Origin of the sequence: Salsuginibacillus kocurii DSM 18087, assembly GCF_000377705.1 — a bacterium.
GTDB classification, from domain to species: Bacteria; Bacillota; Bacilli; order Bacillales; family Marinococcaceae; genus Salsuginibacillus; species Salsuginibacillus kocurii.
The window spans coordinates 207,966-220,540 of the sequence record NZ_KB898628.1; the positions used below are offsets into that span (position 1 = coordinate 207,966).

Below are 12,575 nucleotides of genomic sequence, written 5' to 3' on the forward strand. Positions count from 1 at the left end.
GGTTGGTCAATCCATTAAGGTGAAACGTTCATTGTATATAGTTTTATTCGCAAGTTCGCAGGGCGTTAACGAGGATAGCCCATTTGTTGCTCTGTTGAAAGTTCTAGTAATCTAATTGTTCGAATGTTAAATATTCTACTAATATGCTATAGTAATACAAACTACGTCAAAGGTGTCTGCTATGAATTTCATACGTAAACTTCCGATTAAGTGGAAAATTACTGCGCTATCGTTTGGTATTGTTGCTTTCTCGCTCGTTATGCTCGGGATTGTACTGCTAGGTTATATTTCAGATATGCGTGAAGAAGAATTGGAACAACGGGCGATGGTAAGTGGTCAAATTGTAGCCCAGGATGCGAGTGTGCAAGAAGCATTAAAAACTGGAGCCAATCGTTCGGTTGTGCAACATGTCGCAGAGCAAACAAGAGCGATTCATAATAATGATTATATTGTAGTATTGGATATGGACCGCGTCCGTGTCTCTCATCCAATTGCGCAGCGAATTGGGACGTTGTATATTGGCGATGATGCAGACGCTGCTTTTTCAGAACATTTGTACACTGGTAAAGCGACAAATGAAAGCGATATCACTGTTCGTGCCTTTGTCCCGGTCATTGATGACAACCGTGAGCAAGTAGGTGTTGTGGTAGCAGGGAATGTATTGCCTTCATTAACAGATTTAATCTATGATTTTCGCCATGCCGCTCTTATTGTTACGCTGATGATCTCGGTATTTGGAGCAGGCGGGGCGTGGATGCTTGCAAATCATATCAAACGTCAAACATTTGATATGGAACCCGACGAATTAGCGAGAGTGCTTGTGGAGCGTAAAGCAACATTTAACGCGGTTCACGAAGGTCTAATTGCAATTGATGAAAAAGAGCACATTACAGTAATTAATGAAGCAGCTAAAGTAATGCTGGGAATTAAGGGGCAGCCGGAAGGAAAACGGATTTATGAAGTGCTTCCTGATACGAGGTTGCCGGAAATTGTTAAACAAGGTGAACCTGTTTACCAGAAAGAGTTTTATATTCAAAATCGGCTCGTTATTAGTAATAGAATACCGATTTTAATAAATGGCAAAACGGCAGGGGCAGTTGCTATTTTTCAAGACAAATCTGAAGTGGATAGGCTTGCGCGTGAGTTAACGGGCGTGCAATCCTTTGTAGACGCGCTCCGGGTCCAAAATCACGAATATTCTAACAAACTGCATACAATTGCCGGTCTTATTCAACTAGAGGAAGGTGAAAAAGCTCTCGAATATATCTTCGCCCTCTCCTCAGAACAAGAAAAGCGTTCACAACTTTTTACCGAATGTATACATGATGATAGTGTGACAGGTCTTTTGCTAGGTAAAATGAGCCGCGGTAAGGAGTTGGATGTACAAGTCAAACTTGACCAAGATAGTCAGTTTGCCCACTTTCCTGAAGGAATGACTTCACATGATGCTGTAGTCATGCTTGGAAATTTGATAGACAACAGTTTCGATGCGTTGCAAGAAGTTGAACACAGCAATAAAGAAATCTCAATCTTCATCTATGAAGACGGCCATGAACTAATGATCCAGGCTAAGGATAATGGCTGTGGTATTACAGAAGAAATAAAAGAAAGAATGTTTGAGCGGGGCGTTACTACAAAAGGGTCCAGAGACCGTGGAATCGGCATGTTTTTGATTCATTCGATAGTTGAACGCTTAGACGGAGAGCTTAATGTCTATTCCGTAGTAGATGAAGGTACTGAGATTGAAGTGTTATTGCCAATGAAACGAGGTGGATTTGATGAAGTATCTTAATCAAGAAATCAATGTTCTATTAATTGAAGATGACCCCATGGTGCGCGAAGTGAACAAGATGTTTGTAAACCGCGTTGAGCATTTTCACGTTATTGGAACTGCTGCGGATGGTGATGAAGGACGGAAGCAAGTCGAACAACTCCGTCCAGATCTCGTTCTGTTAGATATATACATGGCAAAAGAAGACGGTTTAACCTGTCTGAAAGAGCTGAGGCAGACAAGTCATGATGTAGATGTGATTGCTGTCACTGCCGCCAATGACACCGAGACCGTAAAAGTGTTGTTGCGTTATGGTGTCGTTGATTATATTGTTAAGCCTTTTACGTTTGAGCGTATGCAAAAGTCACTCACCCAGTACTTAGAACGACGTAAGCATTTACAAGAAGCTGGAGAAGTGTCGCAGGATCATATCGATGAATTGATACATACCTCCACGATTTCTGCAACCAAAGAAAAGCAGCATGCAGAAGAACTGCCAAAAGGCATTCACTCTAAAACGTTGGCTCAGATTATTGCTTATATGAAAGAAATGAAAAGTCCTTCTTCAGCAGAAGCAATCGGAGAAGCCGTCGGGCTTGCCCGTGTGACGACAAGAAGATATTTGAACTATCTTGAGAAAATAGCAGAAGTGGAAATGGAAATGTCATATGGGCAGATTGGCCGGCCAATTCAGTACTATCAACTTACAAAAAAAGGAGAGAAGCGGGCTTTATGAAAAATTTACTCGCTATCTGTGCCTTTGTCATTTTAGGGATTCTTACGTCTGTTTATATTGGATTTGGCCAGGGGAAAGACACACATATTGAAGCAGAGGACCGCGAACTAGATGGACTTAAGGAAAAATATGTCCTTCATTTCAGCCATATTGTCGCAGAGAACACGCCTAAAGGCAGGGCTGCGAGCCGGTTTGCCCAGAAAGTAGAAGAAAAAACAGACGGCTGGGTTGAAATACAGGTGCATCCAAACGGCATTTTATATGAAGCACAGGAAGAGTTTGAAGCGCTCCGTAATCATGAAGTGAATTTTATTGCTCCGGCCTTTTCAGAAATTGCAGTTCATGAACCTGCTTGGATGATTATGGATCTTCCTTATGCCTTTCAAGACTATGATGAAGTCAATCAGGCTGTGAATGGTCCAATTGGCGAAAAGTTATTTGATAGCATTGATAATCAGCATTATAAAGGATTAGATTTTTGGGATAATGGATTTAAACAGCTTACTAATGATGTCCATCCGCTCAATCGACCAGATGATATCGAGGGTTTAAGTTTTCGTGTCATGCCAAGTGATGTGTTGGATTCAACCTTTTCTAAGCTGGGTGGTAATCCGTATGTCTATCCATTTAATCAAGTGTTTTCAATATTGAATGAAGATATTGTGGATGGTACGGAAAATACACTCTCTAACATTTATTCTAAAGGGTTTTATACAGAGCAGGAGTATATGACCCTCTCTAACCATAACTATTTAGGTTACGCGGTGTTAACAAACCAAAGTTTCTGGAAATCTTTGCCGACTGAATATCAAGAAAGTATAGAAGAAGCAATGAATGAGACGACAGAATGGTTAAACAATTATGCAAAAGATTTGAATCAAGAAATGGAAGACCGAATTAGAAGCAGTGCCGCCATTGAAATTACAGAATTGAGTACAGAGGAAAAAAAGATATGGAGAGAAAGATTGCAGCCTGTATATGACCGGTATGAGGAACAAATTGGGAAGGATTTAATGAACGAATTGTCTTCCCTACAAAATGATAACTAGTTGAAAATAGTGGAAAAGAGCGTTTTCAAACGCTCTTTTTTTGTGTGCAGAGAGAACAAACCACGTTTAAAACATTCGCAAAAAAGAAGATTGTAGATTTTTGGTGTGAACGAAAAGAACAAAAAGACCATTACGTTCAAATAAAGATTTTATAGTGAAAACACTATAAAATCTGAATTGAAAGAAAACAAGAAAATATAAAGGGGAGAGAGTAATGAAAAAATTTATTCGAAACGGGATGTTCGTTACTGCTACTGGCGCCCTTCTTTTAGCAGCGGCCTGTGGAGACGATGCAGAACCATCTGACACAGAAGCAGGCGGCGAGGAAGACAGCGAAACAGAAGAGGCAGAAGACAGCGAAGAAGCTGAAGATGTAGAGATCGAATACGAAGAGTACCCTGATAATGTAGTCTTAGGGACTGCTTCTCAAGGGGGAACGTATTATATCTACGGTGGGGGAATTGGCTCTTTGCTAGAAAGTGAATTGGATGTCACAGCAAATGTAGAGGTTACAGGCGGCCCGGTTCACAATATGCAACTAACCGATGCGGGTGACCAAGACCTTGGTCTGATTACATATGGTCCGGGTTATGAAGGACTTACTGGTACAGGTGAGTGGACTGGCGGCCAAGAACATGACAACGTTCGCGTAACGTTTCCAATGTATTATACACCTTTCCATTGGTGGTCTCTCGCAGGTAGCGGTGTAGAAACGATTGCTGATCTTGATGGAGAACGAGCTGGTATTGGCCCGTCAGGTGGTACTTCTGGAACGTATTTGCCGTTAATTCATGATGCACTTGGTCTTGATGTTGACCCTGTAGAAGCTGGTGCTAGTGATATGGTGAGCCAGCAAATGGATGGACAGCTTGATGTTATTGGCTTTGCTGCTGGTATTCCTATTTCTGCAGTAACAGAAGTGGAAAGTCAGGAAGAGATTAGCTTCTTTGGGATAGATGGAGAAGAAAGAGATCAAGTCATTGAGGAACTTCCATACTTTGATGAATTTACAATTCCGGCTGATACGTATGAGCAGTTGGATGAAGATTTGGAAACAATTGCGATGTTTAATTTCGGCATCGTGAACAAGGAAGCGAATGAAGACTTCGTGTATGACATGGTTAAGGCTTACCATGAAAACCAGGAAGAACTTATGAATACGCACTCTGCTGCGGAAGAAGCTGACATTGAAGCAATTGAAATGAATGAAGACTTGCTTATGCATCCTGGCGCAATTCGATTTTATGAAGAAGAAGGCATTGAATTGCCAGAAGATGTTTACCCACCAGAATGGCAAGATTAATAGCGATGTGTCCGGCTGGTCTGAAGTCTGGCCGGACTTTTCCGTGAAAAGAACAAATTGATTAGCATGGTGATACGGTGAATGAGAACTGTCAGCCATTGAAAAAGGCCAGTAGGAGGAGACCTTTTTGAGTGCCTGACACTTTAAAATTATAAAAAAGGAGCGAAAGGGATGTCTACAGACAAAGAGACACATAAAACGAATCCCGCTTCTTCCAATCAAAATGAAGAGGTGTTGTCAGAAGAAGAGTTAAAAAAAGCTGAAGAAGGAGGAGAAGATGTCTCCAATACCAGGCTTTTAAATGGGTGGGTCAAGTATGCCTTTACTATAATCGCCGTTGTAGGGGCGCTGTATCATCTATACATTTTAAACTTTAACCCGATTGAGCCGTGGGTGTTTCGAACGATGCACTTAGCTTTTGGGGCAGTGCTCGGATTTTTGCTGTTTCGAGGGTTGAAATCCAAATCTAATAAAGTATCAATTGTAGATTGGTTGTTGATTGCAGCTACGATTTGGGTTACGTACTATATTGTTTCAAATGTATCAGAATTATTGTTTCGTTTCGGCGTAAGCCCCCAACCATTGGACACCTTTACAGCGTTTCTTGGGTTGTTAATCGTGTTAGAGCTTACGCGACGGACAAGTGGATGGACCCTTCCGTTGTTAGCAGGGATTTTTATTCTGTATGTTTTTGCCGGGCCGTGGATGCCTGGGATCTTTAATCATGGCGGTTATAGCTTTGATCGCTTTGTGACTTATATTTTTGGAGTGGATGGCGTATTTGGAGTAACACTTGATGTTTCTTCGAAATATATTCTCCTCTTTATTATTTTTGGGGCCTTTTTACAAATGTCAGGTGTTGGTCGTTATTTCATTGATTTCTCCTTTTCACTTGCTGGAGGCATGCGCGGAGGCCCTGCTAAGGTATCCGTTATTTCAAGCGGGCTGATGGGGATGATGAATGGAACCTCTGCTGGTAATGCTGTAGCCACAGGCTCGCTTACAATTCCTTTGATGAAGCGGGTAGGTTATCAAGGCAGATTTGCTGCTGCTACAGAAGCAACTGCATCGGCCGGCGGCCAGATCATGATTCCGATTATGGGCGCAGGTGCCTTCATCATGGCTGAGGTTACTGGGATTCCCTACGCAGAAATCATTTTAGCTGCTACAATCCCTGCCTTACTTTATTTTCTTTCCGTATTTTTCATGGTCGATTTCCAAGCGTTGAAAAATGGGATGAAAGGGTTATCCCGTGAAAATTTGCCTTCTTTAAAAGGGGTATTTAAACAAGCCTACTTGTTTATCCCGGTCATTCTCTTAATTTGGATGCTTATGGCAGGGTACTCGGTCATTTTCTCCGGGTCGAGCGCACTTGTGGCATGTATGATTGTCAGTTGGTTAACAAAAGAACATAAAATGGGACCTAAACGGGTTATTGAAGCATTAGAGCTTGGTATGCGAAACACGATACAATTGCTTGCTGTTTGTGCTTGCGCTGGAATTATTGTGGGCGTCTTAGCATTAACTGGCGTTGCTCAACGTTTTAGCTCGCTTATCCTCGGCATCGCAGATACAAATTTGCTGCTCGCTTTAATTTTTGCAATGGCGATCTCCATTTTACTTGGGATGGGCATGCCGACTACGGCAGCTTATGCAGTGGCAGCTTCAGTTGTTGCACCAGGTTTGATCAGCATCGGGATTGAACCAATCTTCTCGCACATGTTTGTCTTCTATTTTGCGGTCATGTCAGCGATAACGCCTCCAGTGGCTCTGGCAGCCTATGCTGCTGCTGGAGTAGCAGGAGAGGATGCATTTAAAACCGGAGTTCAAGCGTTTAAATTAGGGATTGCAGCCTTTATTGTCCCTTACATGTTTATTTACAGTCCTGAATTGATGTTGTTTGGTTCTGCCGGAAACATTGCACTGGCTGTTATCACTGCTAGCATCGGTATCTACTTCTTATCCTCTGCTGTGCAGGGGTGGTTTGCAGCGAACCGGTCAGGCTGGTTTGTGCGGCTGTTATTATTAGGTGCAGCTTTAAGCATGATTAGTGCGGATTGGCGCTTTGACTTGCTTGCATTAGTACTGGCTGCTGGCGCTTTGCTCATTCAGAAATTCAAGCGATCCGTTACTGATAAAAATTCAAACGAACACCTTGCCTCTTAACAGACTACCTCCTTCTTTCATCTTCTTTTTGAGAGAAGGGGGATTTTAGTTTACGCAGGTGTAATGCAAGGCGGCGTCAGGGGGAAAGCAAAAGTATATTTAGTGCAGGAGCCTTGTAATATGCAAACTGTCAGTAAATGCTTACAAATGTTTAGTTTAAATAAATTAAGCCAGGCATGACTGGAAAAACAAGGAGTGATATATGATAATAGGGGTACGTGGTTAGGAGGTGAGGGCTTTCTTCGGAATTGGCTACCGCACAATAAAAACAGCAATTGGGGCTGGGCTTGCTGTTTTTATTGCCCAACAATTAAATTTAGAATTTTATGTGTCAGCAGGTATCATTACAATTTTATGTATTTCGGTGACGAAGAAGGATTCCTTGCATGCTTCCTGGCAGCGTATCATCGCTTGTGTTGTCGGGCTTTTTTATGCCAGTGTCATTTTTGAATTTATCGGCTACCATCCTCTATCGTTAACGTTATTGCTGCTCATTTTCATACCTACCATGGTAGCGATTCGAGCTCGGCTCGGAATCGTTACGAGCGCGGTGATTATGTTTCACCTGTATACAGTAGAGAATGTAACGCCAGCTTTAATTTTAAATGAATTAGCTCTGATTGTAATTGGTGTAGGTGTTGCGTTATTAATGAATCTATATATGCCAAGTGTTGAGTTAGAGTTGGTGAAGTATCAAGTGCAGGTGGAAGAGTTATTCAGTAAAATTTGGAAAGAGTATGCCAGGTACTTGCGTTATCAAGATACAGATTGGGATGGAAGCGAAATTACCAAAGCGGCAAGAGTATTAGATGAAGGTAAAGGTATGGCACTTCGGAACGTGGATAATCATTTTATGAGGCATGATGATTACTTTTATCATTATTTTAAAATGCGGGAAAAACAGTTTGAAGTCATTGAACGTGTTTTGCCTTTTGTCTCAACGCTTGATGATTCAGTGATGCAGGGAGATCGAATTGCTTTTTTTATGGATAGATTAAGCGAAGGTATTCATCCTGGCAATACAGCACAAGAATTTTTAAATGAGTTAGGAGATCTGAAAGAGGAATTAAAGAACACTAGCCTGCCGGACACCAGGCAAGAATTCGAAATACGGGCAGCTCTTCATTATATTCTTCATGAATTAGAGCAATATTTAGTGATCAAACGTATGTTCAAACCCGACCCTGCCCGCACTAGAACAGTGTCAGGGAAAAAGATTAAACGACACATTGAACAAAGAAAAGGAGACAAGCGATAACGCTTGCCTCCTTCTCCGCATTACATATACATAGCAGCACCAGTAAGTACGCTTCCTAGTACAAGTGTAATGATCATTATATAAATAATAATGGTTTGAAATTTACGAGGCATTTGTCTTTCCCTCCTGAGACAATTGTATTACATCCATTGTAAAAGGAAATAGAGAGAACCTCAAGACCATATGGGAAGGATTTTTTGTAGAAAGCTAGAATAAAATGTAAAGGCTTAATTGCATACATACCGTATCAAATAGGAGGGATTGCGATGAACGAAGCACCTCACAAAGTCGACCATATTGGCATAGCTGTGAAATCACTCGAGGAGCATTTGCCTTTTTATACGCAAGTACTCGGTTTAAAGCATCTTGGTACGGAGCATGTTGAAAGTCAACATGTGAACGTAGCCTTTCTCCAGATTGGGGAGACAAAGCTGGAATTGTTAGAACCCACCAGATCAGAAAGTGCGATTGCTGCATTTATTGACAAAAAGGGAGAAGGGGTCCATCATGTTGCCATAGGTGTAACCGATATATCCAGCCGTCTGCAAGAATTGAAAGAAAACGGCATTCGTACTTTACAAGACCAACCTGTTCCCGGGGCTGGAGGGGCTGAAGTGGCCTTTTTACACCCTAAATCGACGGGGCGGGTACTTTACGAGTTATGTGAAAAGAAATAAGCAACAATAAGAAAGGAGCCTATACATAATGGCTGCAGTCGCAATTAACGAAGAACGTGTATTAGACGAATTTATGGAATTGGTAGCAATAGATTCTGAAACGAAGCACGAAGGCAAGATTGCCCGGGTGCTTAAAGCAAAATTTGAAGAGCTCGGTCTCCAGGTGGAAGAAGACAATGCTTCTGAAACGACGGACCATGAAGCAAATAATTTAATTTGTACGCTGCCAAAAACAACAGATAATATCGATCCAATATATTTTACTTCACACATGGATACTGTAGTGCCAGGCCAGGGCATAAAACCATTCGTAGAGGATGGGTATGTGAAAACAGACGGTACGACGATTCTAGGTGCTGATGACAAAGCAGGTATTGCTGCTATGCTTGAAGCAGTGAAACTCATCAAAGAACAACAAATTGAGCATGGAGATATTCAGTTTGTAATTACTGTTGGCGAAGAATCCGGTCTCATAGGTGCAAAAGCCCTCGATGAGTCAAAATTAATTGCGAAGTATGGCTACGCTCTTGATAGTGACGGGTTAGTCGGTAATTTAATCACAGCCGCTCCCACCCAGGCCAAAGTAAACGTTGATGTGTATGGAAAAAAAGCACATGCTGGTGTTGAACCTGAAAAAGGCGTATCTGCGATTACTGTTTCTGCGAAAGCTGTTTCTAAAATGCCGTTAGGGCGTATTGATGAGGAAACGACGGCGAATATCGGCAGATTCGAAGGAGGAAGCCAAACAAATATTGTTTGCGACCATGTGAAAATTACGGCAGAGGCTCGTTCGCTTGTTAAAGAAAAATTAGATGCGCAAGTTGACGAGATGGAGAAAGCGTTTCATGAAGCAGCTAAGGAAATGAATGCTACTGCTGAGGTGGACATTGATTTAATGTATCCAGGTTATAAATTGTCTGAAGAAGACCAAGTGGTTGCTGTTGCCATGCAAGCAGTATCCAACATCGACCGTGAGCCGAAAACGCTTCGCAGCGGAGGCGGCAGTGATGCAAACATTTTTGCAGGCTACGACATTCCTACAGTTAATTTGGCGGTTGGCTATGAAGAGATTCATACGACCGATGAAAAAATGCCAATCTCCGAATTGTATAAAGTAACTGAACTTGTCGTCAGTATTATTCAAGAAACTGTTGCTGTTTCGAAATAACGGCCTTCTTTTTTGCAAATAAAAATAGAACGGAGGAAGAGGTGAATGGCTGTTCAGCAGTGGTCACTAGCTGTTTCAATTACAATGCCTATACAACTTCCCCGTTCACTCGTTACAATAAAAATTAACCAACATTTTGTTTAGTAAGGAGCCCGGCATATGGCTACAGCGAAAGATTTCCACATTTATTTGAACTTTCTGCGCGGACTGTCTAAAATAATGGAGGAAGATTGGCAGCGGTTCGCACAAGACCTTGGCTTAACACAAGCTGAACAGCATGCATTATGGGTCATTGACTCCGGTGAAAAAGCAACCATGTCTCAAGTGGCGAAGGTAGGCCTCTGGGATTTGTCAACAGTCATGCAGCTGATCAAACGGTTAAAGCAAAAAGGGCTAGTGACAACTACAAAAGATGAGCAAGATTTGCGTATCTCGTATGTAACATTGACAGAAGAGGGGAAACGCCGAAAAGAACAGTCAGCGACGTATTCACACCGTCTTCAGCAAGTGTTGAGCGATTATGAAAATAAAAGCAATGAACATGCTCAGTTTATGGATGAACTGAAGTGTTTTTTGGAAGAAATCAATCAAGACGTGCACGGCAAAGAGTTTGTCAATTGGGTATATGGGTACCCGGTGCCTGCCGGGGAAAACGTTAAAGAATAGCGGAGCATTATCACCTATAATATATAGTCGATTAGTTAAATGAATACCTAGCTAGAACTCTGAGGAAGAAGTGGAATAATTCTGCGGGTGGTTGATAAGATAGACTGTTGTAGGGCGTCCAAATTCCATAGATTCTAATATTCTTTCTTCAGAATACCCTAACAGCTGAGCCACATGCTTTAGTTCAGGCGATGTTCCGTAGCAATATTTGTATTGATTTGTACATGCTGCCACGTGTTTGTAGATCGTAGAATAACTAGCAAGATTCGTATCATTCACGCCAGACACACCTACTTTCTATTCGCTTACATTTACCGTACCATATTCCAAGCTTGGAAAAACAGTTGTTCTCATGAATCTATACATTTTTTTGCAAGTTTTAGAGACAGCGGCATTATCGCTGTCTCTTTTTGAGTAGAGCTATAACGTTCGTTAGAGCAGCATTCACCTATATTCAAGCGGAACATGGTAAGATGAAAGTAAGTGATGCAGGAGGGTCTATGATGAAAAAGCATCCCATACTATTTCACGTTGATATGAATAGTTTTTATGCCTCGGTTGAAATAAATCGCAACCCTGACCTTAAAGGAAAGCCGCTGGCCATCGCTGGCGATCCCAAACAACGTAGAGGAATCGTAGTTACGTCAAGTTATGAAGCAAGAGCTAAAGGTGTAAAAACAACGATGCCCGTTTGGAAAGCGTTAAGAAAATGCCCAGATCTCCTGTTACTGCCTCCTGATTTTGATACGTATCGTGAAGTGTCTCGGCAAATGTTCGCTTTTTTAAAGACGTATTCATCTTATGTGGAACCCGTTTCCATTGATGAAGGCTATATGGATATGACAGAAGTGTATGAAGGTCCACAGGCTCTAATGGGCGCCCGGCAACTTCAAGCTGAACTCTATCAAAGGTTAGGACTCCCCTCTAGCATTGGAATTGCCCCAAACAAGTTTTTGGCTAAAACAGCGAGTGACATGAAAAAGCCCATGGGGATTACAGTACTTCGAAAACGAGATGTCGAAGAGGTGCTTTGGCCGCTGGACATTATTGAAATGCATGGAGTCGGACAACAAACAGAAAAAAAGTTAAAACGTAAAGGCTGGCATACAATTGGTGATATTGCCCGGGCCGATAAAGAAGAACTCAAAGCTTACTTGGGCGTGAAAGGTGAATTGATTTATGAACGTGCTCATGGCCATGACCCGCGTTCAGTTAATCCAGAAGCAGCTGATGAACGAAAAAGCGTAGGGAAATCCCGGACGTTGCCACGGGATACAGATGAAGTGGAACGTATTTTTAATATCCTCGCTGAGCTAAGTCAATTAGTAGCAGCGCGCTTAGATCGATTTGAGCTTTTTTCGGATAATATTCAGCTTACGATTCGCTACGGTCTCAAAGAAACAATTACGCGCAGCCGCAAACAAAACGTACCGATTTATCAGGCTGAAGACCTTTACCAAGCGGCTGAAGAGTTGTGGGAAGAGCATTGGGATGGGCGCCCGATCCGACTTATCGGTATTACAGCCCAGGAGGTAAAGAAGCGACACCAAATCTATAAACAACTTGATTTATTTTCATACAAGGAAGATGAACGTGAAGAAAACCTTAACCAAACGCTTGCCCACTTGACTGAGCGCTTTGGCGAAGGAGCAGCCCAAAAAGGGAGCTTTTCTAAGCGAAAGGAAGATAAGAACTGAACGCCCTCACCTGTATTAAAGAAAAGAGGTGAGGTTTTTGCTTTTGATGTAGTAAAGAATGAGAGGTATTTATCCGATATAATA

Annotated in this window: 12 protein-coding genes; 10 read left to right on the forward strand and 2 right to left on the reverse strand. The window is 42.0% G+C overall.

The window, feature by feature from the left end:
- The first annotated feature begins 181 nt into the window (after positions 1-181).
- The 6 genes from D469_RS0113330 (at position 182) to D469_RS0113355 (ending at position 8,283) form a co-directional block, all read left to right on the forward strand.
- Positions 182-1,792, forward strand: a complete 1,611-nt coding sequence (locus tag D469_RS0113330; RefSeq protein ID WP_018923894.1) for an ATP-binding protein — start codon at positions 182-184, stop codon at positions 1,790-1,792.
- On the forward strand, positions 1,779-2,507 hold the full coding sequence (locus tag D469_RS0113335; protein WP_018923895.1) for a response regulator: 729 nt from the start codon (positions 1,779-1,781) through the stop codon (positions 2,505-2,507). Before D469_RS0113330 ends, D469_RS0113335 begins: the two co-directional genes overlap by 14 nt.
- The gene (locus D469_RS0113340) at positions 2,504-3,556 is read left to right on the forward strand and encodes a TRAP transporter substrate-binding protein (protein WP_018923896.1); all 1,053 of its coding nucleotides are present in this window, start codon (positions 2,504-2,506) and stop codon (positions 3,554-3,556) included. The genes D469_RS0113335 and D469_RS0113340 overlap by 4 nt, the downstream gene beginning before the upstream one ends.
- A gap of 214 nt (positions 3,557-3,770) precedes the next feature.
- The gene (locus tag D469_RS0113345; RefSeq protein ID WP_018923897.1) at positions 3,771-4,859 is read left to right on the forward strand and encodes a TAXI family TRAP transporter solute-binding subunit; all 1,089 of its coding nucleotides are present in this window, start codon (positions 3,771-3,773) and stop codon (positions 4,857-4,859) included.
- A 171-nt stretch (positions 4,860-5,030) separates the two neighbouring features.
- On the forward strand, positions 5,031-7,025 hold the full coding sequence (locus D469_RS0113350) for a TRAP transporter permease (protein WP_018923898.1): 1,995 nt from the start codon (positions 5,031-5,033) through the stop codon (positions 7,023-7,025).
- A gap of 229 nt (positions 7,026-7,254) precedes the next feature.
- Complete coding sequence (locus tag D469_RS0113355) at positions 7,255-8,283, forward strand: aromatic acid exporter family protein (protein ID WP_018923899.1); 1,029 nt, start codon at positions 7,255-7,257, stop codon at positions 8,281-8,283.
- A 20-nt stretch (positions 8,284-8,303) separates the two neighbouring features.
- Here the strand turns inward: D469_RS0113355 and prli42 are convergent, their stop codons facing one another.
- Complete coding sequence (prli42, locus tag D469_RS22120) at positions 8,304-8,396, reverse strand: stressosome-associated protein Prli42 (RefSeq protein WP_018923900.1); 93 nt, start codon at positions 8,394-8,396, stop codon at positions 8,304-8,306.
- 153 nt (positions 8,397-8,549) lie between these two features.
- Between prli42 and mce the strand changes: the two genes are divergently transcribed.
- From mce to D469_RS0113375, 3 genes are all read left to right on the forward strand, one after another.
- Entirely contained in the window at positions 8,550-8,960 is a 411-nt protein-coding gene (gene mce, locus D469_RS0113365) for a methylmalonyl-CoA epimerase (protein ID WP_018923901.1), read from the forward strand.
- A gap of 28 nt (positions 8,961-8,988) precedes the next feature.
- Complete coding sequence (locus tag D469_RS0113370; RefSeq protein ID WP_018923902.1) at positions 8,989-10,128, forward strand: M20/M25/M40 family metallo-hydrolase; 1,140 nt, start codon at positions 8,989-8,991, stop codon at positions 10,126-10,128.
- A 159-nt stretch (positions 10,129-10,287) separates the two neighbouring features.
- Positions 10,288-10,794 carry a MarR family winged helix-turn-helix transcriptional regulator gene (locus D469_RS0113375; protein ID WP_018923903.1) on the forward strand — a complete coding sequence of 169 codons (507 nt, stop codon included), beginning with the start codon at positions 10,288-10,290 and terminating at the stop codon, positions 10,792-10,794.
- A 51-nt stretch (positions 10,795-10,845) separates the two neighbouring features.
- Here D469_RS0113375 and D469_RS22125 read toward each other — a convergent pair whose 3' ends face one another.
- Positions 10,846-11,073: a hypothetical protein gene (locus D469_RS22125; protein WP_156816996.1), complete on the reverse strand. Its 228-nt coding sequence runs from the start codon at positions 11,071-11,073 to the stop codon at positions 10,846-10,848.
- A gap of 221 nt (positions 11,074-11,294) precedes the next feature.
- Here D469_RS22125 and D469_RS20360 point away from each other — a divergent pair, with 221 nt between their 5' ends.
- Positions 11,295-12,491, forward strand: coding sequence for a DNA polymerase IV (locus tag D469_RS20360; protein ID WP_040606844.1), 1,197 nt, complete (start codon positions 11,295-11,297; stop codon positions 12,489-12,491).
- Positions 12,492-12,575: the final 84 nt, after the last annotated feature.

Coding starts and splice junctions, on each gene's coding strand:
- D469_RS0113330 (WP_018923894.1), top strand. CDS start 182: ATGAATTTCATACGTAAACTTCCGATTAAGTGGAAAATTACTGCGCTA.
- D469_RS0113335 (WP_018923895.1), top strand. CDS start 1,779: ATGAAGTATCTTAATCAAGAAATCAATGTTCTATTAATTGAAGATGAC.
- D469_RS0113340 (WP_018923896.1), top strand. CDS start 2,504: ATGAAAAATTTACTCGCTATCTGTGCCTTTGTCATTTTAGGGATTCTT.
- D469_RS0113345 (WP_018923897.1), top strand. CDS start 3,771: ATGAAAAAATTTATTCGAAACGGGATGTTCGTTACTGCTACTGGCGCC.
- D469_RS0113350 (WP_018923898.1), top strand. CDS start 5,031: ATGTCTACAGACAAAGAGACACATAAAACGAATCCCGCTTCTTCCAAT.
- prli42 (WP_018923900.1), bottom strand. CDS start 8,396: ATGCCTCGTAAATTTCAAACCATTATTATTTATATAATGATCATTACA.
- mce (WP_018923901.1), top strand. CDS start 8,550: ATGAACGAAGCACCTCACAAAGTCGACCATATTGGCATAGCTGTGAAA.
- D469_RS0113370 (WP_018923902.1), top strand. CDS start 8,989: ATGGCTGCAGTCGCAATTAACGAAGAACGTGTATTAGACGAATTTATG.
- D469_RS0113375 (WP_018923903.1), top strand. CDS start 10,288: ATGGCTACAGCGAAAGATTTCCACATTTATTTGAACTTTCTGCGCGGA.
- D469_RS20360 (WP_040606844.1), top strand. CDS start 11,295: ATGATGAAAAAGCATCCCATACTATTTCACGTTGATATGAATAGTTTT.